Annotated in this window: 22 protein-coding genes; 13 read left to right on the top strand and 9 right to left on the bottom strand. The window is 61.4% G+C overall.

Features of this window, described 5'->3' with window-relative positions; all coding sequences use genetic code 11:
- Positions 1-31 precede the first annotated feature (31 nt).
- From kdpC to HBO24_RS16920, 3 genes are all read left to right on the top strand, one after another.
- Complete coding sequence (kdpC, locus tag HBO24_RS16910; protein ID WP_057439203.1) at positions 32-577, top strand: potassium-transporting ATPase subunit KdpC; 546 nt, start codon at positions 32-34, stop codon at positions 575-577.
- Between the two features lie 126 nt (positions 578-703).
- A complete protein-coding gene (locus HBO24_RS16915) occupies positions 704-3,355 on the top strand; it encodes a sensor histidine kinase KdpD (RefSeq protein WP_057439202.1) in 2,652 nt (883 codons plus the stop codon).
- A gap of 49 nt (positions 3,356-3,404) precedes the next feature.
- A complete protein-coding gene (locus HBO24_RS16920) occupies positions 3,405-4,103 on the top strand; it encodes a response regulator (RefSeq protein WP_057439201.1) in 699 nt (232 codons plus the stop codon).
- Between the two features lie 857 nt (positions 4,104-4,960).
- Here HBO24_RS16920 and HBO24_RS16925 read toward each other — a convergent pair.
- On the bottom strand, positions 4,961-5,998 hold the full coding sequence (locus HBO24_RS16925) for a patatin-like phospholipase family protein (protein ID WP_057439200.1): 1,038 nt from the start codon (positions 5,996-5,998) through the stop codon (positions 4,961-4,963).
- Positions 5,999-6,214: 216 nt separating this feature from the next.
- Between HBO24_RS16925 and HBO24_RS16930 the strand changes: the two genes are divergently transcribed.
- The 3 genes from HBO24_RS16930 (at position 6,215) to HBO24_RS16940 (ending at position 8,249) form a co-directional block, all read left to right on the top strand.
- Positions 6,215-6,493 carry a hypothetical protein gene (locus HBO24_RS16930; protein WP_029300795.1) on the top strand — a complete coding sequence of 93 codons (279 nt, stop codon included), beginning with the start codon at positions 6,215-6,217 and terminating at the stop codon, positions 6,491-6,493.
- Positions 6,494-6,588: 95 nt separating this feature from the next.
- Complete coding sequence (locus tag HBO24_RS16935; protein WP_170060027.1) at positions 6,589-7,350, top strand: CHAD domain-containing protein; 762 nt, start codon at positions 6,589-6,591, stop codon at positions 7,348-7,350.
- A gap of 101 nt (positions 7,351-7,451) precedes the next feature.
- Positions 7,452-8,249, top strand: a complete 798-nt coding sequence (locus HBO24_RS16940) for a thioesterase family protein (RefSeq protein WP_170060028.1) — start codon at positions 7,452-7,454, stop codon at positions 8,247-8,249.
- A gap of 7 nt (positions 8,250-8,256) precedes the next feature.
- Here HBO24_RS16940 and HBO24_RS16945 read toward each other — a convergent pair whose 3' ends face one another.
- From HBO24_RS16945 to HBO24_RS16955, 3 genes are all read right to left on the bottom strand, one after another.
- Positions 8,257-8,619 carry an Mpo1-like protein gene (locus tag HBO24_RS16945; RefSeq protein ID WP_104911974.1) on the bottom strand — a complete coding sequence of 121 codons (363 nt, stop codon included), beginning with the start codon at positions 8,617-8,619 and terminating at the stop codon, positions 8,257-8,259.
- Positions 8,620-8,763: 144 nt separating this feature from the next.
- Positions 8,764-10,245: a methyl-accepting chemotaxis protein gene (locus HBO24_RS16950; RefSeq protein ID WP_057444680.1), complete on the bottom strand. Its 1,482-nt coding sequence runs from the start codon at positions 10,243-10,245 to the stop codon at positions 8,764-8,766.
- Between the two features lie 96 nt (positions 10,246-10,341).
- The gene (locus HBO24_RS16955) at positions 10,342-11,148 is read right to left on the bottom strand and encodes a TatD family hydrolase (protein WP_170060029.1); all 807 of its coding nucleotides are present in this window, start codon (positions 11,146-11,148) and stop codon (positions 10,342-10,344) included.
- 235 nt (positions 11,149-11,383) lie between these two features.
- Between HBO24_RS16955 and HBO24_RS16960 the strand changes: the two genes are divergently transcribed.
- The 3 genes from HBO24_RS16960 (at position 11,384) to HBO24_RS16970 (ending at position 13,900) form a co-directional block, all read left to right on the top strand.
- Positions 11,384-12,805: a transglycosylase SLT domain-containing protein gene (locus tag HBO24_RS16960; RefSeq protein WP_057439196.1), complete on the top strand. Its 1,422-nt coding sequence runs from the start codon at positions 11,384-11,386 to the stop codon at positions 12,803-12,805.
- A gap of 104 nt (positions 12,806-12,909) precedes the next feature.
- Positions 12,910-13,344, top strand: a complete 435-nt coding sequence (locus HBO24_RS16965) for a DoxX family protein (RefSeq protein WP_057439195.1) — start codon at positions 12,910-12,912, stop codon at positions 13,342-13,344.
- 247 nt (positions 13,345-13,591) lie between these two features.
- Positions 13,592-13,900, top strand: a complete 309-nt coding sequence (locus tag HBO24_RS16970) for a hypothetical protein (protein ID WP_057439194.1) — start codon at positions 13,592-13,594, stop codon at positions 13,898-13,900.
- 21 nt (positions 13,901-13,921) lie between these two features.
- Here HBO24_RS16970 and HBO24_RS16975 read toward each other — a convergent pair whose 3' ends face one another.
- From HBO24_RS16975 to HBO24_RS16985, 3 genes are read right to left on the bottom strand one after another with little or no spacing between them, the layout of a single operon-like run.
- Positions 13,922-15,715: a Gldg family protein gene (locus tag HBO24_RS16975; protein ID WP_057444678.1), complete on the bottom strand. Its 1,794-nt coding sequence runs from the start codon at positions 15,713-15,715 to the stop codon at positions 13,922-13,924.
- Positions 15,716-15,729: 14 nt separating this feature from the next.
- Entirely contained in the window at positions 15,730-16,455 is a 726-nt protein-coding gene (locus tag HBO24_RS16980) for an ABC transporter permease (RefSeq protein WP_057439193.1), read from the bottom strand.
- Positions 16,452-17,378, bottom strand: coding sequence for an ABC transporter ATP-binding protein (locus HBO24_RS16985; protein ID WP_115129376.1), 927 nt, complete (start codon positions 17,376-17,378; stop codon positions 16,452-16,454). Before HBO24_RS16985 ends, HBO24_RS16980 begins: the two co-directional genes overlap by 4 nt.
- 311 nt (positions 17,379-17,689) lie before the next feature.
- Here HBO24_RS16985 and HBO24_RS16990 point away from each other — a divergent pair, with 311 nt between their 5' ends.
- Together HBO24_RS16990 and greB are read left to right on the top strand one after the other, a co-directional pair.
- Entirely contained in the window at positions 17,690-18,853 is a 1,164-nt protein-coding gene (locus tag HBO24_RS16990) for a hypothetical protein (protein WP_057444677.1), read from the top strand.
- A gap of 137 nt (positions 18,854-18,990) precedes the next feature.
- Positions 18,991-19,464, top strand: coding sequence for a transcription elongation factor GreB (gene greB, locus HBO24_RS16995; protein ID WP_057439191.1), 474 nt, complete (start codon positions 18,991-18,993; stop codon positions 19,462-19,464).
- Between the two features lie 45 nt (positions 19,465-19,509).
- Here greB and HBO24_RS17000 read toward each other — a convergent pair whose 3' ends face one another.
- A complete protein-coding gene (locus HBO24_RS17000; RefSeq protein ID WP_170060030.1) occupies positions 19,510-22,020 on the bottom strand; it encodes an ABC transporter permease in 2,511 nt (836 codons plus the stop codon).
- Positions 22,020-22,703 carry an ABC transporter ATP-binding protein gene (locus HBO24_RS17005; protein WP_057439231.1) on the bottom strand — a complete coding sequence of 228 codons (684 nt, stop codon included), beginning with the start codon at positions 22,701-22,703 and terminating at the stop codon, positions 22,020-22,022. Before HBO24_RS17005 ends, HBO24_RS17000 begins: the two co-directional genes overlap by 1 nt.
- A 10-nt stretch (positions 22,704-22,713) precedes the next feature.
- Here HBO24_RS17005 and HBO24_RS17010 point away from each other — a divergent pair, with 10 nt between their 5' ends.
- Entirely contained in the window at positions 22,714-23,319 is a 606-nt protein-coding gene (locus HBO24_RS17010; RefSeq protein WP_115127846.1) for an arylesterase, read from the top strand.
- A gap of 56 nt (positions 23,320-23,375) precedes the next feature.
- Positions 23,376-23,672: a hypothetical protein gene (locus HBO24_RS17015; protein ID WP_029297976.1), complete on the top strand. Its 297-nt coding sequence runs from the start codon at positions 23,376-23,378 to the stop codon at positions 23,670-23,672.
- Positions 23,673-23,696 lie beyond the last annotated feature (24 nt).

Raw genomic sequence — 23,696 nt, forward strand, 5'->3', positions numbered from 1 at the left:
TACAGGTCACGAATCAATTGAGGAAGATGAAATGTCCAGCATGATCCGTCCGGCCTTGAGCCTGTTGGTATTGATGACCCTGATCACGGGCGTGGCCTATCCGTTGGTAGTGACCGGCGTCGCCCAGGTGGCCTTTCCCGACCAGGCCAATGGCAGCCTGGTGCGTGACGCCGAAGGCAAGGTGCGCGGTTCCAGCCTGATTGCCCAGGAATTTACCGGCGAGCGCTGGTTCCACTCGCGGCCTTCGGCGGGTGCGTTTGCCACCGTGTCCAGCAGTGCCAGCAACCTCGGCCCGAGCAACCCGGCGCTGGCGACGCGGGTGTTTGACGACGCCGCGAAAATCCAGGGCCCCGGCCAGGGCCCGGTGCCCCTGGCACTCTTGACTACCTCCGGCAGCGGTCTTGATCCACACTTGCCACCGCAGGCAATTGCCTATCAACTGGCGCGGGTGGCGGCGGCACGTCAGTTGCCGGTGTCGACCCTGGAGCGCTTGATGGACGAGCATATCGAACAGCCGCTGGTGGGGCCGCCGGTGGTGAATGTACTGGCGCTGAATATGGCGCTGGAAAAGTTGTAGACCGTTGCGCCGCCATCGCGGGCAAGCCCGCTCCCACACTTGGAATGCATTCCGGATGTGGGAACTGGCTTGCCGGCGATGGCGGCTGCATGTACCCAACATCCCTAACTGAAAGAAGACTGCCCCATGAGTGACTCCGGCCGCGCCGACGCCCTCCTAGCCGACCTACCCAAGCACGGCCGTGGCCGGCTCAAGGTATTCCTCGGTGCCGCACCGGGCGTGGGCAAGACCTACGCCATGCTCCAGGCCGCCCACACCCAGTTGCGCCAGGGCGTCAAAGTGGTGGCCGGGGTGGTCGAGACCCATGGCCGCGCCGAGACCGAGGCCTTGCTCAGTGGCTTGCCCCAGCAGCCGCTGCTGCGCTCGGAATACCGTGGGGTGATGCTCGAAGAAATGGACCTCGACGGCTTGCTCGCCACCAAGCCCAAGCTGGTGCTGGTGGACGAACTGGCCCACAGCAACGCCCCCGGCAGCCGCCACGAAAAGCGCTGGCAGGACATCCAGGAGCTGCTCTCCGCCGGCATCAACGTGTTCACCACGGTCAACGTCCAGCACCTGGAAAGCCTCAACGATCAGGTACGTGGCATCACCGGCGTGCAGGTACGCGAAACCCTGCCGGACTGGGTGCTGCAGGAAGCCGATGAGTTACTGCTGATCGACCTGCCATCCCGCGAGCTGCTGGAGCGCCTGCGCGACGGCAAGGTCTATGTGCCGGAGCAGGCGCGCGCGGCCATCGACGCATTCTTTACCCAGACCAACCTCATGGCCCTGCGCGAGTTGGCGATGCAGACTGCCGCCGCGCACGTCGATGACGATCTGGCCCAGGGCTACCGGCAATTGGGCCAGGCCGCGCCCGCCGTGCGCGGGCGCTTGCTGGTGGGGGTGGATGGCGACGCCGAGGCCGAACGCCTGGTGCGTCACGCCAGCCGTGTGGCGCAGCGCCGGCATCTGCCCTGGAGCATGGTGCATGTGGACAACGGCCGGGTGCGTGACGAACAGTCTCGGCTGAGGCTGCAAAATGCCCAGCAACTGGCCGAGCGTCTGGGTGGCGAAGTGGTGTTGCTGCGTGCCGGCGAGGTGGCCAAGACCCTGATCCAGCATGCTGCCGAGCGCCGTGCCAGCCTGGTGCTGGTGGGGCAGTCGCGCCCGCGCTGGCGGCGCCGACTGTTCGGTGGCGGCCTGGCGGCGCGTTTGTTGCGCAACGCCCGGGGCCTGGAAATCAATATCCTCGACAGCGATGGAACACCCGCCGCGCCGCGTTTGCCCGATGTGCGTGGCCTGGTGTGGTTCGATTACGCCCTGGCGCTGCTGGCAACGGTGCTGGCCAGTGCGTTGGCGTGGGCGGTGTCGAGTATTCTGCCGCTGCCCAACATCTCTCTGGTGTTCCTCGCCGCAGTGCTGCTGGTGGCGGTGCGCAGCAGCCTGGGCCCGGCATTGGCCTGCGCTGCGCTGTCGTTCCTGACCTATGACTTTTTGTTTATTCCGCCGAATTTCTCCTTCGCTATCCAGCGTGAAGAAGATGTGCTGACCTTGCTGTTCTTCCTGCTGATGGCGGCACTGACCGGCAACCTAGCCGCCCGCCAGCGTCGGCAATTGCAGGCCCTGCGCGACACCCAGGAAGAAACCAGCGAACTGCTCGACCTGTCGCGCAAACTCACCGCTGCTACTGATCGCCAGGCGGTGATCAGCGCGGCGGCCCATCATCTGCAGGGCTGGAGCGATTTGCAGTTGTGCCTGGTCAATCGCGACGGGCCCGGTGACTGGACGGTCGAGACCGGCGGGCCGCTGACCTTTACCGAGGCCGAGCGCGCCGCCGCCGACTGGGCCTGGCAGCACGACCAGCCGGCGGGCATGGGCACCGGAACCTTGCCGTTTGGGCGTTGGTGGTGGTGGCCGTTGTCCGCTGAAAACGGTCCGCTGGGCCTGCTCGGCGTCAGCCCCAAGGCTGGCCTGGAGCTCAGTGGCCAACGTCGGCGCCTGCTCACGGCCTTGAGCCAGCCATTGGCCCAGGCCCTGGCCCGCGCCCAGTTGGCGCAGAACCTGGAGGCCGCCCGTTTGCATGGCGAGACCGAGCAACTGCGCAGTGCCTTGTTGGCCTCGGTGTCCCATGACTTGCGCACGCCGCTGACCTCCATGCGCGGCAGCATCGACAGCCTGCTGGCCCTGGGCGAAGCCATTCCCCTGGAAGATCGCCGCGAGTTGCTGGAAGGCACCCGCGATGAAGCCGAGCGCCTGGACCGCTACATCCAGAACCTGCTGGACATGACCCGCCTCGGCCATGGCGCCTTGAAGCTGGCGCGGGACTGGGTGTCGCCCGGCGATATCGTCGGCAGCTCCCTCGGCCGTTTGCGTGCCGTGCTGGCGCCGTTGCAGGTGAGTACCGATGTGCCGCCAGAGTTGCCATTGCTGTATGTGCATGCCGCCTTGATCGAGCAGGCGTTGGTCAATGTGCTGGAAAACGCCGCGCGTTTTTCACCGCCCCATGGCCGCTTGCAACTGCGTGCTGGCGTCGCCGAGCAGGCGGTGTTTTTTTCGGTCAGTGATGAAGGTCCGGGCATTCCCGAGGAAGAGCGGGCGAAGATTTTCGATATGTTCTACACCGCCGCACGGGGCGACCGGGGCGGGCAGGGCACCGGGCTCGGCCTGGCAATCTGCCAGGGTATGGTCGGCGCCCACGGCGGGCATATCAGCGTGACCGAGGGCATCGACGGGCGGGGCACGTGTATCACCCTGTTCCTGCCGTTGCAGACTCAGCCGAGCCCGGACAGTGAAGCGTGAGACGCAGTGCGCTACTCTTAACTTTTTTCAGTGATTGTGATGGAACACCATGAACCAGACTGCGACGATTTTGGTCATTGATGACGAGCCGCAGATCCGCAAGTTCTTGCGCATCAGCCTGGCCTCCCAGGGCTACAAAGTAATCGAGGCCGGGACCGGCGCCGAAGGGCTGGCCCAGGCGGCCTTGAGCAAGCCGGACCTGCTGGTGCTGGACCTGGGCCTGCCGGACATGGACGGCCAGCAGGTGCTGCGCGAGTTGCGTGAATGGTCGACGGCCCCGGTGCTGGTGTTGTCGGTACGTGCCGGCGAAGGGCAGAAGGTCCAGGCGTTGGACGGTGGGGCCAACGACTACGTGACCAAGCCGTTTGGCATCCAGGAGTTTCTCGCTCGGGTGCGCGCGCTGTTGCGCCAGGCGCCCACCGGCGAGGCGCAGCAGGCCGCCCTGCAGTTTGGCCCGCTGATGGTCGACCTGGCTTATCGGCGGGTGCTTCTGGAGGGTGTCGACGTGGCCCTGACCCGCAAGGAATACGCGGTGCTGGCGCAACTGGCGCGCCACCCTGGGCGGGTGATTACCCAGCAGCAGTTGCTCAAGGATATCTGGGGCCCGACCCATACCGAAGACAGCCACTACCTGCGGATTGTGGTGGGGCACTTGCGTCAGAAGCTGGCGGATGACCCGACCCAGCCGCGTTTTATCGTGACCGAAGCGGGGGTGGGGTATCGGTTGTTGGGGGCTGCTGAGGGCTGAGGGATTGTGGTTGCTGGGCCGGCGGCATCGCGGCATAGGTATCTACACAACTCTTTCGTGGTTCTTGGGGTTGTGTACATATCCGTTTTTGCGGTTACGGCGGCTATTGGTTCCGCCCTTACGGCGGCTCACTTTTGTAGAGCGCAAAAGTAAGCAAAACACTCTTGCCCCACCACTCGGTGCCTCGCCTAGGCTCGGCATGCCCGCAGTCAGGCATTGCTCCGTGGGCCCGCCGCGATCGGCCATCCATGGCCGTGTCGCGGCTACCCCGTCATCCATGCCGGGGTGCCCACTGCGCAATACCCGCCTGCGGCCATCGTGGTTTAACGGGGCGCCCAAGATCAAGATCAAAAGCCAGATCAAAAGCAGAGCAACAGCAACAGCAACAGCAATGCCAAAGCCGGGGCGCGAAGCTCCATTCCCCCTGTGGGAGCTGGCTTGCCTGCGATGGCGGTGTATCAGTCGATAAATGTATTGGCTGAGACACCGTCATCGCAGGCAAGCCAGCTCCCACAAGGGTACGCGCACGCTTCGGCGATCAGGTCGGCTGTAAGGCCGCCTCGCTTTGCTTGTGATTTTGATCTTAGGCGTCCCGTTAAACCACGCTGCCCCCCAAATCAATGTCGGATGACGGGCACACCGAGCCTAGGCGAGGTGCCGAGTGGTGGGGTAAGAGCCCTTTTGGTTACTTTTGGCTGGGCCGGCACTCCGGGCTCTTTTCCAAAAGTGAGCCGCCGTAAGGGCGGAACCAATAGCCGCCGTGACCGCAGCAACGGATATGTACACAACCCCAAGAACCACGAAAGAGTTGTGTAGATACCTATGCCGCGATAGGGCCTCAAGCCCCAGCGAAGATCTCAACTCTGCTCACTCTCATACCGATCCAGCGTATCACTGGCAATCTCCCGCCCCAGCGCGATCAATTCCGGCGCCTTGTAGAACTCGAAGAACCGGCACACGCGCTTGGGCACATTGATCAGCACATCCGGCGGGTAGCCGGCAATTTTGTACTGGGCCAACGACGTCTGCATCACCTCGAAACTCTGGTTGATCAAATCCAGCAGCGACGCCGGCCCGACGTTGTCGATGATGAACGAACCGGTTGCCGACTTGGGGGCGCCAGCGGTTTCCGGGGCTGCGGCCGGTTGCTGGGCTTCCGGCTCGGCGCCTTCGAGCCAGGGGTTGATATCGGCGGCCTGCGCCTGCAGCGCTTCCTGTTCCAGCAACAATAATTGTTCGGCCTGCTTGCGCCGAAACGGCAGATGGGAACCCAGTGAACGTACCAGGTTGTCGAAGCGGCTCTTGAACGCCGGCGGGCGCTGGATTACCGGCAGGGTGTAGTGTTTCTGGTTGGTGGCGTTGAGGTTGACCGCAATGATCAGGTCGCAATGACTCGACACCACCGGCACGATAGGCAGCGGGTTGAGCAGGCCGCCATCCACCAGCATGCGGTTGCCTTGCATCACCGGGGTGAAGAGGCTGGGGATCGCTGCCGAGGCGCGCATCGCCTGGTGCAGGCAGCCTTCCTGGAACCAGATTTCCTGCTGGTTGGTCAGGTCGGTGGCGACCGCCGTGTAGGGAATGCGCAGGTCTTCGATATTGATCTCACCGACGATCTTGCGGATCTGCCCGAAGACTTTTTCGCCGCGTATCGCCCCCAGGCGAAAGCTCACATCCACCAGGCGCAGCACGTCCAGATAGTCCAGGCTTTCGATCCAGTTCCGGTAGTCCTGCAGTTTACCCGCAGCATAGATCCCGCCCACCACTGCTCCCATGGAGCAGCCGGCGATACAGGCGATTTCATAACCGCGTTTTTCGATCTCTTCGATCACCCCGATATGGGCGTAACCCCTTGCTCCGCCTGAGCCCAGGACCAATGCAACGCGTTTTTTCATGACTGGATCCTTCGTAAAACAGCTGTCCACAATGCACCCAAGCAGGGGGCTGCTTCAATCCTAGCGGAGCAGAACGATAATTTTCGTAAGCCGAGCTATTTGCTCGGGTATGCTTTGGCTATCAGCACTGGGCATTTCAGGCTGTGTGATAAGGCACTTTTCGATGTAGGCAACGTCTACATCCCACGACTGTTTTCTTTTCTTGAGGTGTCATTGATGAAAGCCTGGATGTGTTTGCCTGTGATTGTTTTGGCTCTGGCCGGTTGTGCCGGCAAAACGGCCTATCGTGATAGCTGCGGCAGCCAGCTGGATGCCGCCTGGCACGAGCTGGACCTGGCCAAGGCCGAAGGTTTTGCCGGTACGGTCAGCTATTCCAAGGCCCTGTCGTTGCTGACCGGCGCCAAGACCCAGCAGCAATTCGAAGCGTTCGAAGGCTGTGCCAGCAAAGCGGAAAAAGCCCGTTTCTATATTCGTGAGTCGCGCGCGGGCCGTTGATCCGCGTCAGCGTAACGCGTTGTTGGAGTGGTTAAGGTGGTCCCAGGCGCCTGTTTTGTGCGGGTGTATGGCGGTTGTTTGACAGGGGAAACAGCATGTCGGCGTTGGTGGATCAGTTAGTCGCCCAGGTCATCGGCCTGGAAGTCGGATTGTTGAGTTGTCAGGCGCGCCTGGCGGCGGTGACCGATGACGAGGCGCTGCACGACCTGCGCACCACCGTGCGCCGCCTGCGCAGCCTGTTGCGCCCTTTGCGCGGGCTGCCCGGCGTCGAGCAATTGGAGGCCGCCGCCAGCGCGGTCGGCCAATTGACCACGCCGCTGCGCGACCGCGAAGTGCTGGCGGCCTACCTGCAGCAACATGGCCATCACGAAGCGGCGGCCCGGCGTCTGCGCCAGCAGCCGCAGACTTATCGGCAGGTGGCCCAGAGCGCGGAATTGGCGCAGCTGTTGCAGATCATGGCCGCCTTTCCGCGATTTATCCGTGCCTCCCAGCATCAAAAACTACTCAAGCGCCTGCGCGCCCGTATCGAAAAACGCCTGGGTAAACAATGGCAGGCTCTCGAGGTGGCGTTGCACGATCCCGACCACGACCGCCATCGCCTGCGTTTGTTGATCAAGCGCGTGCGCTACGCGGCCGAGGCCTATCCGCAATTGGGCCAGGTACCGGCCAAGGCCATGTCCCGTCTCAAGTCCGCCCAAGGCGCCCTGGGAGATTGGCACGACTGCTGGCAATGGTTGGCGCAAGCCAAGCTCCAGGCAGACTTGCAACCTTGCGTTGCAGTCTGGCATCGGACCATGGCCGAAGCTGAAGGCAAAGCCGATCGGGTACTCGACAAGCTGGCGGCGGATTGTTTCTGAGCCTGCGGCTTATCTGTCTGGGTATTTGGCCGGAATAAGTGCTGTACCGGGCTGGCGCGCTGGTTAAGATCGCTCATCGGTTTTCTTGATGTGAGGTCGCCATGCGCTTTAGTGATTTGCTCGACGCTGCCCGTAACAACCCGTTGGACGTGTCTATTCCGGCCGAGTGGGCCCAGGGTCGCGCCACGTTTGGCGGGCTGGTTGCCGCCTTGCAATACGAAGCGTTGCGTGCCCAGGTGCCGGCTGATCGCCCATTGCGTTCGTTGGCCGTGACGTTTGTCGGGCCCGTGGCGCCCGACGTATCCGCCCGTTATCAAGTCGAAGTACTGCGCGAAGGCAAGGCCGTCAGCCAGTTGCTGGGGCGGGTGGTGCAGGACGGTGAAGTGATGACCCTGGCCCAGGCCAGCTTCGGCGCATCGCGGCCTTCAGAGATCGACGTGCCGGCCTTGCCCGCGCCGACTTTCAAACATTGGGACGAGTGCCAGGAACTGCCCTATATCAAAGGCGTGACGCCTGAGTTCATGCGCCACTTGGCGATGCGCTGGAGCGTCGGTGGCTTGCCGTTCACCGGCAATAAATCCCGGGAAATGGGCGGCTGGGTGCGCTTGCGGGGGGATGTGAAAGAAGAGCCTTTGACCGAAGCCCATATCCTCGCGCTGGTGGATGCCTGGCCGCCGGCGCTTTTACCGCACCTGAAGAAGCCGGCACCCGGCAGCACGCTGACCTGGACCATCGAATTCATCCAGCCCCTGGCACAGGTGACGACCCTGGACTGGTGCCAGTACCACGTCCAGATCGAGCATGCTCGCGACGGTTATGGCCATGCTGCCGCGATGTTGTGGGGGCCTGACGGCCAGTTGATCGCTATCAGCCGCCAGACCGTGGTGGTCTTCGCCTGACCCTGCCTCAGTGGCGGTGGCGCTGACGCCAGGCCTGCCACCAGCCACCGCTGAGGACAAAGCGCGGAAAGGTCACGAACTGCTCGACCACCAGGCGCTGCACTGCATCTTTACGATCACTGAACGGCTCGCTGGCCTGGGCTTCCAGGCTATGACCGTGGCGTTGCAGCGCCAGGCCGGCGAGTACGCCGACCACACCGATGGCAAAACTGGCCAGGCTCAGGCTGAACACGCCGGACACAATCAGCAGAAACCCGACGATGAACAGCGGCACGGCAATCAGGTGCAGCACCAGGTTGGTCGGGTGCTGATGGTTCTGCGGGTAGGCGCGCCATTGCCAGGCCGGGAGATTGGGGTGACGTTTGCCCATGATGATAAATCCTCTGTCCATTGAAACTCGATGGACAGAGTTTAGGTCGGGCGGGCAGGGGCGGCGAATTGGGGTTGGCTATGGGGGTTATAGCGTTTTGATCGATCCGCCAGCGGCAGGCGCTGGCGGATCGGTGGGCAAACGTCACAGTTTGAGCTGGCCGATGGCTTTGCTCAACTCGCCGGCCAGGGTTGCCAGTTCATTGCTGGTGGTCGCCGAATCCACGGTCTGTTGCACAGTGTTTTCCGTGACATCGCGAATACTCACCACCGCGCGGTTCATCTCCTCGGCCACATGGCTCTGCTGCTCGGCAGCCACCGCAATCTGCGTGTTGCTCTCGCGCATCTGCGCCACGGCGCTGGTGATTTCGGCCAGTGAAGCGCCGGCTTCCTGGGCCTGCTGCACACAGTTGTCGGCCTTGAACGAGCTTTCCTGCATAAAGTCCACCGCATCCCGGGTGCCGGCCTGCAGGGCCGAGACCATGCGGGTGATCTCATCGGTGGAGCTTTGCACGCGCTTGGCCAGGTTGCGCACTTCGTCGGCCACCACCGCAAAGCCGCGCCCCATTTCCCCGGCGCGGGCCGCTTCGATGGCGGCGTTGAGAGCCAGCAGGTTGGTCTGTTCGGCAATGCTGTGGATCACGCCGACCACGCCATTGATTTTCTGGCTGTCCTCGGCCAGCTTCTGGATCATTTCTGCGGTTTGCTGCACACCGGTGGACAATCCGGCAATCGAGCGCTGAACCCGGGTTACTACTTCCTGACCGCTGCCGGCCAAGGTGTCGGCGGTCTGGGACAAGTCGCGAGTGGCGCCGGCGTGTTGGGCGATGTGATACACGGTGGCGGTCATTTCATTGATCGCGGTGGCCGCCTGGTCGGTCTCGCTTTGCTGGCCGAGCATGCCGTGCTGCACCTCATTCATGCTGCTGGCCAGGCGTGCGGCGCCGTCATCCAACAGTTTGGCGGTGCGCGCTACCGTACTGACCACCCGCTGGTAGCCGGCCTGCATGGCGTTGAACGCACTGGCCATCTGCCCGACCTCGTCCTTGCATGCCAGGGGCACGCGGGCCGAGAGGTCGCCGGTTTTCTCTACGTGCAGCATCACGTCTTTCAAGGTGTTGAGTTGGGCGAGCAAAAAGCGGATCAACAGTTGCGAGGCACAGAGCATGGCGAGCATCAGGATCAGCACCGCCACCGCGTAGTTGGTAAAGCGCTCGGTAAACACCTGGCTCAGGCTCGGTGCATAGGCCAGCACGGCGACTTGTTGGCCACCGGCGCGGGAGATGACTTCGGCGCCCAGCAACGGGTTTTCGCCGAACAGCGGCATATGATTGAACTCGACCCAACCGTTGGCTTCGCTCAGGGCTGACAGGTCCTGGTCCGCCAACTCGGGTGCCTGGCCCCGGGCAAACGCCAGCCAGTGCTCGCCCTGGGGCAGCGGCTGCCCGGCCGGCCAGGCGCTGAGCAAGCGGCCCTGGGCTTGTGCCGAGGCTTGGGCGGCATGGCTGCGGGCCTGTTGTTCAAGCTGCACGGCATACAGCACCAGCAGCAGCGTGGTGATGAAAGCGACCGCATTCACGGCCCAGAATTTGTACTTCAGCGAGATATTGCTAAGCCAGGCACCCATGGAAGGTTTTCTCTGATAGCGGAAACAGTATTGGCAAGGTGCCAGTATTGTGCCGCTATCCGGAAAAGGGGTGTTGATATGGGTCAATGCACCGCGTCAATCCGGCACAGGCAGGCCGAAAAACGCACGGGCGCAGGCGGTGCTGTGCTGGGCCAGGTCTTCCAGGCTTTCTTCTCGGTGCAGGGCCACTTCGCGCAAGACTTCCGGCAGATAGGCCGGCTCATTGCGCCCGTTCTTCGGTTTGGGGCGCAGGGTGCGTGGCAGCAGGTAGGGCGCATCGCTTTCCAGCATCAAGCGGCCCCAGGGGATTTCCCTGACCAGTGGGTGCAGGTGCGTGCCACGCCGTTCGTCACAGATCCAGCCGGTGATGCCGATATGCAGGTCCAGATCGAGATAACTGAACAGCGCGCGTTGTTCGCCGGTGAAGCAGTGCACCACGGCGGCGGGCAGTTGATCGCGGTAATCGCGCAGGATCTCCAGCAGGCGCTGGTTGGCGTCCCGTTCGTGGAGAAACACTGGCAGTTGCAATTCGACGGCCAGTGCCAGGTGGGCTTCGAGGACTTTTTCCTGCTGGGGGCGGGGCGAAAAGTCCCGGTTGAAGTCCAGCCCGCATTCCCCCACGGCACGTACCCGCTCCTGGCTGAGCAGGTCACGCAGTTGCCGGGCACTGTCGGCGTTCCAATCGCTGGCGCTATGGGGGTGGATACCGGCGGTGGAGAACAGCCGTCGGGCGCCTTGGTCCCAACGCTGGCACAGCTCCAGGGCCTGTTCGCTGCCTTGCACGCTGGTGCCGGTGACAACCAATTGGCCCACGCCGGCAGCATAGGCGCGGTCGAGCACGGCCTGGTGTTTGTCGTCGAAACTGGAGTTGGTCAGGTTGACGCCAATATCAATGAGTTGCATGGTGCTATCTCCGCCTGCGGCCGGAAAGTCTATCAGAGCTGTAGATTTATAAGAAAAACCAAGAACTACAACGAGTTATCGCTGTCTTTGAACGTCGCAAGTCACACCGTGGTTGGCCGAAGGCCTGCTGCTGTGCCACCCTTGCGCCCAAAGTCTGCGCCTCTGGCGCTCTGTTTCTGTCCCTCAATGCGGCGTTTCTCGCGGTGCATGGGGCCTTGTTCTTTCCGGAGAGCGGATGATCCGACCCTCGGCATTGCTTATGGTGTGCCTGACGCTGCTGCTGCCCACGGCGGCGGTTGCGCGCCTGGACGGGCCGCTGGAAGTGACCAAGTCGGGCAAAGTCCGTGACCTGGCAGAAATCCGCAGCAGCCGCACCTTGCGGGTGCTGGTCAACCAGAGCCGCAACAGCTCCGGTGAAGTCCAGGGCCAGTCGATTGGTGTTGAATATCACCGCCTGCGCGCCTTCGAACACTACCTCAACGGCCGCGCCCGCGACGGCCAGGAAATCAACCTCAAGATCATTCCCAAGGCCAAGGATCAGTTGCTGGGGGCGTTGGCCCGTGGCGAAGGTGACCTGGTGGCGCCCGGCGAACTGCTGGATACGACGGGGGCGCACAAGATCAGCAGCAGTGATCCGATTGCCAGCGACGTGCCGCTGTGGCTGGTGGGCCTCAAGGGCGAGCGGCGGTTTACCCGGCTGGAGCAGTTGTCCGGGCGCACCCTGGCCCTGACCACGGGCAGCGCAGCGGGGGAGGCGGTCAACCAGATCAATCAGAAGCTGGCACTGCGCAAGCTGCCGCCGGTCAAGGTGGAATGGGTGGACCCCAGCCTGGCGGTGGAAGATGTGCTGGAGATGGTCCAGGCGGGGATCTTCCACCTGACCATTGTCGAGCGGCCGATTGCGGAGCGCTGGTCAAAGATCCTGCCCAAGCTGCGTTTCGACAAGCAAGTGGCGATCAGCGAGCCGGGCGAGGAGTACTGGTTCGTGCGCCAGGATGCCTCGATGCTGCGGGCGAGCATCGACCGCTTCCTGAAAACCTACAAGACTCCGTCGGATCAGGACGTGGCCTTCCAGCGCATCTATCGTCGTCTCTATCAGGTGCGCTACCCCTTGGCGCGGGCTGATCGCCAGCGCCTGGAGAAACTGCGCCCGGTCCTGCAGAAACACGCCCGGGAACAAGGCATGGACTGGCTGAACCTGGCGGCCCTGGCCTTCAAGGAATCGTCCCTCAACCCCGCCGCGAAAAGCGGCAGCGGGCCGACGGGCTTGATGCAGATCACCCCTTCGGCGGCCCAGCGGGTGGGGGTCAACAACATCCAGACCCTGGACAGCAATGTGCAGGCAGGGGCGCGTTACCTGGCATTGATTCGCCGCAAGTTCTTCGCCAGCCCCAAGCTGAACGAGCGCGAGCGTATGGCGTTCGTCCTGGCGGCCTACAACATGGGGCCGGAGCGGGTGCAGGGCATGCGTGCCGAGGCGCGCCGCCGGGGTTTGAACCCTAACCAATGGTTCTTCCAGGTCGAGCGCATCGCCATGGAGCAGGTCGGAATGGGCGGCGTCAGCTATGTTAATAGCGTGAACAAGTACTACTTGGCCTTTGATCGGGAACGGGACTCCCTGGAGCCGGTGACGTCCAAGATCGTCTCACGCAAATAATCTAATTATTAGATATTGATTAGCGCTTTTTTCGGCTTTTATCATTATCTAAACTGATTAATATAGCGGCCAACCAACCCCCTTCATCGAAAAGGATTAGCAATATGAGCCCAATGATCAAAAACCTCCTGTCCACCCGTGCCGGCTATGGCCTGACCGTCCTGCGGATTTTTGTCGGTATCATTTTTGCCGCCCACGGTTCGCAAAAACTCTTTGGCTGGTTTGGCGGCGGCGGCCTGGCGGGCACGGCGCAGTGGATGGAGAGCATCGGCCTGGCCCCGGGTACCCTGATGGCATTGTTGTCGGGCGGTACTGAGTTCTTCGCCGGCCTGGCGCTGATCATTGGCCTGCTGGCACGCCCGGCGGCGCTGGGGTTGACCATCGTTTCGCTGGTGGCGATTTTCTCGGTGCATATCAGCAACGGTTTGTTCATGGCCAACAACGGCTATGAGTTCGCCCTGGCACTGCTGGGCGGCACAGTGGCGGTGCTGTTTGAAGGTGCTGGCAAGCTGTCTGCCGACCGTGCCATCGCCAACTGATCGCGCAGCTCACCTGTTAAAGGCCCGCCCCGCGCGGGCCTTTTTCGTTGTACGGGATTCTTGACACTGCCCCACCGGCTTCTCTAGGATGCTGCATGCGCCGATTTAAACAGCTAATTGCGGGGCGCCACAGGGACTCGCTGCAGTCCCGACAGAAGCCTGCTCCAGGTTTCGAAATACCGCTAAAGCGCTGGTTCGGTGTTGCCTCTCACCTGCCCGCAGACTTTTGAGGCAGAGACACGACACGATGAATGCACTACGACCTCTTGTACGCCTGGCCCCGATCACTGCGGGCCTGACTCAACGCAATCCGAAAATTCTCCTTGGCGGCAAGCACCAGCCGACGTTGCTGCGTTACCTGGATGGCTGGCCCCGGCGGACTGGCCGACCTTCGGCGTTCCTGATCCAGTTTGTCGAAGATGGCGAGTCCCTGGCGCGCTTTGCCACAAACAGCTTTGACCTGGCGGTAATCCAGGCGCCGAACGCTGAGGATGCCAACGAGTTTATTCACCACCTGACCCGCGTGGCGCGTCAGGGTTTGATTACCCGGCGTTAATCGAGGCTGAGAGAACCACGTTCAGTAGAACGCTGCAGCAGGTGGATGTTGGCGACGGCGACGCGAGATAAACATCCCCAGGCCCAGCAGGCTCACTATCAGTGGCACGGTGATCGTCGTGAGCACCACCACAGCGAGTTCCAACCGGCGGACGCTCTTGTAGGCTTCTTTTTCCAGGGTGTGAAGCTCCATGCGTAATCGCAGGCGTTCTTTGTTTAGCGCTTGCAACAGCGTATTTGAAGAGATGGCCTGAGTCTCCAGCATGGAGGACGGCGTGTTCAGCAACCGCCATTCCTTTTCCGTCTGGGCCAGCCGTTGTTCCATCAGGGCAGCCTTTTTTCGGTAGGATTGCGCAGCCTCGTGGCGCAGCCTGTCCAGCAACCCGGGCTGTTGCCGGTCGCTTGCACGAGGGCTGATAGCACTCAGGGTGTCGGGTGCTGACAGGTTATCCAATGTATTCAAGACAAACCGGGCATTGCCCGGGCGCCGCGCTTTCTGTCCGTTGGCATTGCGTGCGGCCAGCCAGACGCGGTCGCTGAGCATGTCAATGTCGGCGACCACCACCACATGGATATTGGTCGCCTTTTGCAGTGTGGCCTTCTGGCCGTTGCTGCCGTCAGGGAATGCGGAGTAGGCGGGCCCTTCGATACGGGCTGCGATCACATTCGGCCGGCCACGACTCACGGCCTCGCCAATCATGGAGGCGAATTCGTCCGGTTGAGTGAAGCGTACCCCATCGAACGTACTGGCCTGCCCGGAACTCTGGAGCAGCGGGGTGAATGTGGTGCGGCTTTTTTTCAGCGGCACGAGAGTACCTGGATTCAACAGTGTCACGCTGTCAACGCCCCAGGTGCTGACGTCCGGTTGTGCCATCGCTTCTCGGGGCAGGGTGAGCGCCCCGGGATGACGTACGGGCGGCTGGTCGCTGGTCACGACCACCGGGGTTGCATAGAGGTTGTCCGCCAATACCTTATTCGCCGGCATCTGCACGCCCCAGGCGGCGAGCAGTGTTTGCAGGCCGGTGGTGTCGGCGGTTGAGTCCTGATCGTTCAAGGGGTCGACAAACATCATCAGCTTTCCCCCTGCCAGGACAAATTGGTCAATGGCAAAAAGTGTCTGTTCCGGCAGCCGAGAGGGCTGGACCACCATTAGGGTCTTGATGTGAGCGGGGATGCGCGAGGTGTCGCTGCCCAGGGTCATCAGATTGAACTGGCTGCGTATTTCCTTGAATAACTGCCACGGCGGCGTGGCTTCCTGGGTGCGTCCATTCAGGTTGCCGTCCATGGCTAATCCGTAGATCAGGCCGATGGTGGGTTGCTCCTCGCGGGCGACGTTGTGGATCAGGCGACTGATCTCATATTCCAGGAAACTCGCCTGGGCGGGGTCGAATCGTTCGATTTTTTGCGGCTCATGGTTGGCACGGGTGCCGATGAGTCCAAACAGTCCTTGCTGGCTATCCAGGCCCAGTAACTCAGCCTTGTACTCGTCCTCTGAAAAGGGGGCTGGATCAATCAGGTGCAGCGTAACGTTGCCTTTCGACGCACTTTCATAGGCTTTGAGCAGAAGGGCAATGTACTCGCCATGGTTGTTCAGGGCGTCACTTTTGCGGGGATGGCTCCCATTGAAAAAATACAAATCCATGGGGGTTTCAAGTGCCGCGAGCAGGGCGTCGGTCGAAGGTGACAGGGTGTGGATTTTTTTCTCTGAAAGGTCCAGTCGATAGTTGGGCAGTTTCAGTACCCATACCAGATTGAAGGCGAGAAAAAGCAGGGCGATGACGCTCAACGTCACGCCGAAGTTTATAAGGTTCCTCATGGGGATTTCCTTTCTCAGCCTTTTCTGAAGTTTAAAGTTAGGGTGGTTGCGGTGAGGAAAGCGATGATCATGCTTATGAAGTACGACGTGTCATGCAGGGTCAGGAGGCCACTGTCTATCGCGCTGAAACGTACCCGCGGGTTGAGTGAAATCAAGCTGTCGATCACCCAGATAGGGGCCTGATGGGTCAGCATGTCCAGCACTGACGATAAAGTGCTGGTGAGCAATAATAACGCGAGTGTGATGCCGAAAATAATCAGGCGATTATAGGCCACTACACAGACAAGGCAGGAGAATGAGAGATAAGCGCCTGCCAGTAACCAACTCCCTATGAATTGGCCGAGGATGGTTGAGTTGTCCGCCATGGCCAGATAGTTAATGATGATGACCAGTGGGAAGTCCAAGGCGAGTGTGAGTGCGCAAACGGTCCAAGCGGCCAGGAACTTGCCCAATGTCAGTTCGAGGGCCGAGACCGGCAAGGTATTTGTAAAGGAGCGTGCATTTTCGTTGTGCTCATCCGACCAGAGCAGTGTGGAAATAAATGGAATGAAAAAAAGATAAAGCCAGGGGTGAAACTGGAAGAAGGCGTGAAGGTCTGTCGGATTTCCGTTTAAGAAGTTTCCTACATAAAAGCCTAGTGTGGTGTTAGTAATCAGAAACATAGCGACGCCAAAATAGGTGGCCGGGCTCGACAAGTAGTTGTTGAGTTGCCGTTTGAATATCACGGGTAGACGTTTCAATTGGGTGCCTCCTGGCTCAAGTGGTGGATGACGTCGCTCAGGCGTCCCGGCTCAAGGCTCAAGGTATTGATCTTCCAGCGACGGTTGGCGACCAGGGCATTGATGTGGGGATAGATGACCTGCCCTGGCATCGCGAGTACCGTCACGCTGCCGTAGGCGTGCCGGTCTTCTTCGATGCCAGCCACCCCCGGAAGCACGGCCAGCGCCAATAGGTCCAGGGGGGTATCGGCGGCCAGGGTGATTGCCTGGTAATGGCGCGAGCTACGCTGCAGCTCGGTGACAGGGGCGTCGGCGAGCAACCGGCCCTCGGCCAGGACCAGCGCCCGTTGGCAGATGCAGGAGAATTCCTCGGGGTTGCGCGAGGCGACAATGACCGTCATGTCTTCGGTCAACGACTGGATGAGGGTGCCGACCTTCTGTTTTTGCAGGGTGTCCAGGCCCTCTGTGGGTTCATCGAGCAGCAGCAGCTTGGGGTCATGCAGGATGGCCTGGGCCAGCGCGACTTTGCGCCGGTGCCCTGGGGGAAGGGCTGCGACAGGTGAGTCAAGTACTCGCCAAAGTTCCAGGCGGGTGATGGCGCGGTCAACCATCTTGCGCTTTTCCAGGCCACGAAGTCCGCGAACTTCGGCCATGAAACCCAGAAAGCTTTTTACCTTCATATTGCCGTGGCTGAGGGCGAATTCAGGCTGGTAGCCTATTATTTTTTTTGCCCTTATCGGATGGGTCGCGATATCTATGTCATGTATTTTTATATTGCCGGAAGTTGCGGGAGTTGCGCCTGAGAGCAATTTCAGTAGTGTGCTTTTGCCAGCGCCATCGTGTCCGAACAACCCCAGGCATTCCCCTGGGCGGACACTGAATGTCATATTGTCGATGGCAATCGCTCGTCCCGTTTTTTTTGTTAGATTGGTTATTTCGATCATTAGGCTTTTCTGCTTGGTTGTTTGCCGGGGCATGCTGAATATGCAGGGGGCTCAATAAGCCTGTGTGTTCAGGTTGAGAATTGCCGAGGGTGGAAAATGAAAAGTATTGATCAAGTGTTTCAGGTGCGGCTTTGTTAAAAAATGGTACGTTCAATAGGGGCGCTTGGAAACGCTAAAGCGCTTGAATAAGGTAAGTCCTACATGTGCCTCAATCACTCGCTGAAACAATTGCGTTGTTTTTGCAGGATTGTTGATTTTGATTTGAAAAATGGCGTGTATATGAAGTACTACGGTAATGGAGTCCGACACTCATGATGCTTCTACGTACTCTTGTTCTTGAACACTCTGGTCATGATTCCCCCGTTAACGGTGCGTTGCTCTGTTGTTTTGCGATACCGCAAATTGCTTCGAACTTTCTTGTCTACAGTCTGGACGAGGAGGTTGAGCCCGGAAGCTCTCGGGTCTACATCGCCGCGTTGCGCAAAAAGTCCGAGCGGTATTTTCTTGGAAGCATCGAGTCCAAGGAGAGCCTGCAACTGGCAATGAGCGTCCTCAAGCAGATCATCACCCTTGCCACGGCATCTGGGGGCAATGCCGCCGGGCCCCAGGTGCCTTATCATTTCATTGACCTGAAGGGCAGCAAGCTACCGACGGCCCGACCGGAGGATCACCACTCGCTGATGATCAAGAAGGCATTGGTGATGAAGGTGATCACCCTGGGCACTTCAGTCATTGGTCTGCCCGCGATAGAGAGCACCGAGTTGATTGTGCCGTCTATTCGCTTCTCGTCAAAAATGGTATCGCCACCCGGTACGGCAAATCGCGAGGATGTGACGCAGGAGCTCCATGAGGAGCCAGTGGTCGTCTTGCCTGAGCCATTGCCTCCGCCGCCGAAGGAACCGGAGGCACAGGAGGTACCTGCACCGCAGGCCCCGGAGCCGCAGCCTGTTGCACCGCCCGCAGTCGTCCCGCCAGTCGTGGCGGCGGATCAGTCGTCCCTGCATGAAGTAGACACCACGCTGACCAATCTTGCCCGTGTGGCGCATGAGTTGACGCAACAGAAACGCGCAGTGCTCCAGCAGCAGGAGGCGCTTGAACTGCAAAGGGACCAGCTACTACGGGAAAAGGCCACATTGGAGCAGGCCAATCAACAGTTGGCCGCGCAGGAGCTTGCTTTGCAGCAGCGAGCCGAAGCGTTGAATAGCCGTGAGGAGCACCTGGCCCGGGATGCGCAGTTGCAGCAGGCAGAACAACGCCGCCTGGAGGGCTGGGCTCAACAGATGGAAGACGAGTCGTTCAGGCTACAGGCGCAGGACCGGGCATCCCAGCAACAGGCTGAGCAACTGGCGACCGGGCTGGGGCAGTTGTCGGGCTTCAGGGGCGACTTGAAGGCACTGCTTTATCGCCTGGATGGCACCCTGTTTCCTGTGGAAAATGTTGAGCAGCAATCCAGTAAATTGCTTGGTGCCGATTGACCGGGGAATCAGGCCTGGCTACTTTCTGGCGTTCATTTATCATCAGACCCGGCCGATTGCCGTCAGGCAGCCAATGCATCCTTGGCTGATGCAGAGGGGGTTTGAACCAATGGATATTTCCTGGGGATGTGACGCTTTTGAGTACCAAGCTGATTACCAAAGAAGGTCATGAGGCACTGAAAAAAGAGCTCGATTACCTGTGGCGAGAAAAACGTCCTGATACAACGCGCAAGGTGACGTGGGCTGCTTCGCTGGGAGACCGCAGCGAGAACGCCGACTACCAGTACAACAAGAAGCTGCTGCGTGAAATTGATCGCCGGGTGCGTTACCTGCGCAAGCGCCTGGAAGATATGCGGGTGGTGGAGTACATGCCCGAGCAGGAGGGCAAGGTATTTTTCGGCGCCTGGGTGGATATCGAGAACGAGCAGGGCGAGACCAAGCGTTTTCGCATCGTGGGTTATGACGAGATTTATGAGCGCATGGACTACATCTCCATCGACTCCCCCATGGCCAGGGCCTTGCTGCGCAAAGAAGTGGACGATGAGGCCATTGTGCAGACGCCAAATGGCGAAATGTGCTGGTGGATCACAGGTATCGAATACATCAAGTAACTGTGAGTGGCCCGCTCCTCAAGGAGGAAGCGGGCCATTTTTGTTTCAGCCTTCGCGCAGTACCGCCAGTGGGCTGGCGTTCAGCGCGCGGCGTGTACCGAACACCCCGGCACCACCGATCAGCACTGCACCGATCACTGGCAGCACCAGCAGCCATGGGTGAGGGTGCCAGACCAGGTCGAATGCGTAGCGATACAGCACCAGGGTCACCAGCTCGGTACCCAGTGCCGCCAGCAACCCGCTGACCGCGCCCAGCAGCCCGAACTCGATACGACGGGCCTTGACCAGCAACTTGCGCTCCGCGCCCAGGGCGCGCAACAAGGCGCCCTGGCGGATGCGTTCGTCCAGGGTGGCCTGCAGGCCGGAGAACAGCACCGCCATGCCTGCCGCGAGGACAAACAGCAGCACGTATTCCACGGCCAGCGTGACCTGGGCCAGGATGCTGCGCAGTTGGGCCAGCAGCGCCTCGACCTGCAGGATGGTCACGGCCGGGAAGGCCCGGGACAGGTCGACGATCTGCTGGTCATGGCCGGCGGCCAGATAGAAGCTGGTCAGGTACGTGGCCGGCAGGTCCTTCAGGGTGCCAGGCTGGAAGATCATGAAGAAGTTGGGTTGGAAATTGTCCCAGTTGATCTCCCGCAGGCTGGTGACCCGGGCTTCACGGTTTTCCCCGCCAACGGTAAAGATCAGGTGGTCGTTGAGCTTGAGCTTGAGGCTTTCGGCGACCTTGGCTTCGACCGAGACCCCCGGTATTTCATCGCTCGGCTGATCCGCCCACCAGGTGCCCGATGTCAGGGTATTGCCAGGGGGCAGGTTGGCCGCCCAGGTCAGGCTCAGGTCTCGCTGTATCGCCCGATCGCCACTGGAGTCCTTGCTGACAATTTCCTGCACCGGTTCGCCGTTGATGCTGATCAGGCGTCCCGGCACCACCGGATACAAGGGCGCGGCCTGTGCCTGCAGTGCAAGCAGGCGGGCACCGAAGGCGTCCTTGTCGGCCGGCAGGATGTTAAGCGCGAAATAGTTGGGGGCATCCTTGGGCAGTTGGTTCTGCCAGGTGTCCAGCAACTCGCCACGCAGCAGGGCGATCAAACCCATCGACAGCAGGATCAGGCCGAACGCCAGGGACTGGCCCGCCGCCGCCAGCGGGTGGCGCAACAGTTGGCCCAACCCCAGGCGCCAGGGCAGGGCAGCACGCGCCAGCAGGCGGCGCAGGCTTTGCAAGAGCAACAGCAGCAGGCCACCGAGGAGCAGCGCGGCGATCACCCCGCCGCCCAGCAGGGCGAAGGTCAGCACCAGATCCAGGCTCAGGCGCCACATGATCAGGCCCAGGGCAAACAGCGCCGCGCCATACACCATCCAGGTGCTGGAGGGGATCGGCAGCAAGTCGCGTCGCAGCACCCGCAACGGCGGCACTCGGCCCAGGGCTGCAAGAGGGGGCAGGGCAAAGCCGGCCAGGGCCACCAGGCCGGTACCGATGCCGGCGACGGCCGGCAGCAATCCGCCGGGTGGCACGTCTGCCGGCAACAGGTCGTTCAACAGGTAAAACAGGCCCAGTTGGGCGAACCAGCCCAGAGCTGCGCCGGCGAGGCTGGCCAGCAAGCCCAGGACGGTCAGTTGCAGGCTGAACAGCAGCATGGTTTCCCGTCGCGACAGACCCAGGCAGCGCAGCAGCGCACTGGCGTCGAAGCGGCGGCTGGCAAAGCGGTTGGCCGACAGGGCCACGGCCACGCCGGAGAGCAACACGGCGACCAGACTGGCCATGTTCAGGTAGCGCTCGGCCTTGCCCAGGGCACCACCGATCTGCTGGTTGCCGTCCCGCGCATCCTGCAGGCGCTGGTTGGCGGCCAGTCCCGGGGTGATCTGGTCGCGGTAGGTTTGCAGCGCGACACTGGCTGGCGGCGCACGCCACAACTCGCGGTAGCTGACCCGGCTTCCCGGCTGCACCACGCCGGTGGCCTCAAGGTCGGCCAGGTTGATCATCACTCGCGGGGTGAGGCTGTAGAGGTTGCCGGCCCGATCCGGCTCATAGGTGAGTACGCGGGCCAGGCGCAGGGTCTTCATGCCGACGTCGATACTGTCGCCGACTTTCAGGTCCAGTGCGGTCAGCAGGCGGGCCTCGACCCAGGCTTCGCCGGATTTCGGCCCGCCGCCCGGGGTGTCTTCGGCGAACGGTTCGGCCGCGCTTTTCAACTGGCCGCGCAGCGGGTACTGCTCGTTGACCGCCTTGATGCTCGATAACTGAATACCGTTGTCGGTGGCGATGACGCTGGAAAACTCCACCACCCTGGCATGTGCCAAGCCCAGTTGCGTGCCACTGGTTATCTGCTCGGGCCGGGCCGGGGAACTGCCCTCCAGCACCAGGTCGGCGCCAAGGAACTCGGTGGCGCGCAACAGCATCGCGCCGTTGAGTCGTGCGCCGAAGTAGCCGATGGCCGTGCTGGCGGCTACGGCCACCAGCAGGGCGAAGAATAGGACGCGCAATTCACCGGCGCGGGCATCGCGCAGCAATTGGCGCAGGGCAAGGCTGAACAGGCGCAACAGCGGCAAACGTGCCATCAAGGCTCCAGGGGCTCGACCATCTGGCCGGCTTCAAGGCGGATCAGGCGTCGGCAGCGATGGGCTAGCCGCTCGTCGTGGGTCACCAGCACCAGGGTGGTGCCGTTCTCTTTGTTGAGCTCGAACAGCAGGTCGCTGATGCGCTCGCCGGTGTGGCTGTCGAGGTTGCCGGTGGGTTCATCGGCAAACAGTACGTCCGGCTCGGCGGCGAATGCACGGGCAATGGCCACTCGTTGTTGCTCGCCACCGGAGAGCTGGCGGGGCGAGTGAGTCAGGCGCTGGCCCAGGCCGACCCGTTCGAGCAAGTGCCGGGCGCGTTCGCGGGCGTCTTTGCGACCGTCCAGCTCCAGGGGCAGCATGACGTTTTCCAGGGCATTGAGGCTGTCGAGCAATTGGAAAGACTGGAACACAAAGCCGACGTGTTCGGCGCGGATGCGTGCCCGTTGATCTTCGTCCAGGACACTCAGGGCCTGGCCGGCGAGGGTGACTTCACCGCTGCTGGGCAGGTCGAGCCCGGCCAGCAGGCCAAGGAGCGTGGATTTTCCCGAGCCGGAGCTGCCGACGATAGCCAGGCTATCGCCCTTGTTCAGTTCCAGGCTCAGTTCGTGCAGGATGGTCAGTTCACCTTCCGCGCTGGGAACCACTTTGCTAAGGTTCTGCGCGGTGAGAATGCATGCGCCCATGGAGAATCCGATGCGAATATGGTTTTTGAGTGCTGGCCTGGCCCTGATGTGCATGGCCCAGAACGCAGCGGCGGGTACTGTCCTGATCGTTGGCGATAGTATCAGTGCCGGTTTCGGCCTGGATACCAGCAAAGGGTGGGTGGCACTGCTGGAGCAACGGCTCAAGCAGGAGGGTTTCGACGATAAAGTGGTCAACGCCTCCATCAGCGGCGACACCAGTGCCGGAGGCTTGGCGCGGCTGCCGGCGGCGCTTGCAGAGCATAAGCCGGACGTGGTGGTGATCGAGTTGGGCGGCAACGACGGCTTGCGTGGACAGCCCCCGGCACAATTGCAACAAAATCTTGCGTCGATGATCGACCAGTCCAAGGCCGGTGGCGCCAAGGTGTTGCTGCTGGGGATGCAGTTGCCACCCAATTATGGCCCGCGCTACACCACGGCATTTGCCGAAGTCTATGGCGTGCTGGCCAAGGAAAAAAACGTTCCCCTGGTACCGTTTTTTCTTGAAGGGGTGGGGGGGCATCCGGAGATGATGCAGGCGGATCAACTGCACCCGGCAGTCGGCGCCCAGGCGAAGTTGCTGGAAAATGTCTGGCCGACGCTAAAACCGCTGTTATGACGCTTTTCTAGCAGCGGTCTTTCGGCTAAGGTGGCGCCCCCGATTTGGAGCCCCCGATGTCGTCGCGTCCTGCCTGGTCCCTATTTGCCTACCAACTGATCGAGCCTGACGAGCAGCTGGATCTGTTCGCCTGCCAGGAAGTGAAGGTGCACCTGGTAACACGTCAGCTGGAGCTGGGCGGCACGATCGACCGTACGCTCTGCGGCACATTGCTGCCGGCCCAGCCACGCTGGTCTTCGGTGGATCGCTCGATCTTCCAGGACCAGCGCCTGTGCCCCCTGTGCCGGGCGATTCTCGAATCGCAAAAGCGTGGCACACCGCCTATCTGGCCTGAACTGCGCTTCGAGCTTTAAGGGCTGCTACACGCTACAATCGCC

Origin of the sequence: Pseudomonas sp. WS 5410, assembly GCF_012985645.1 — a bacterium.
Taxonomy (GTDB): Bacteria; Pseudomonadota; Gammaproteobacteria; order Pseudomonadales; family Pseudomonadaceae; genus Aquipseudomonas; species Aquipseudomonas shahriarae.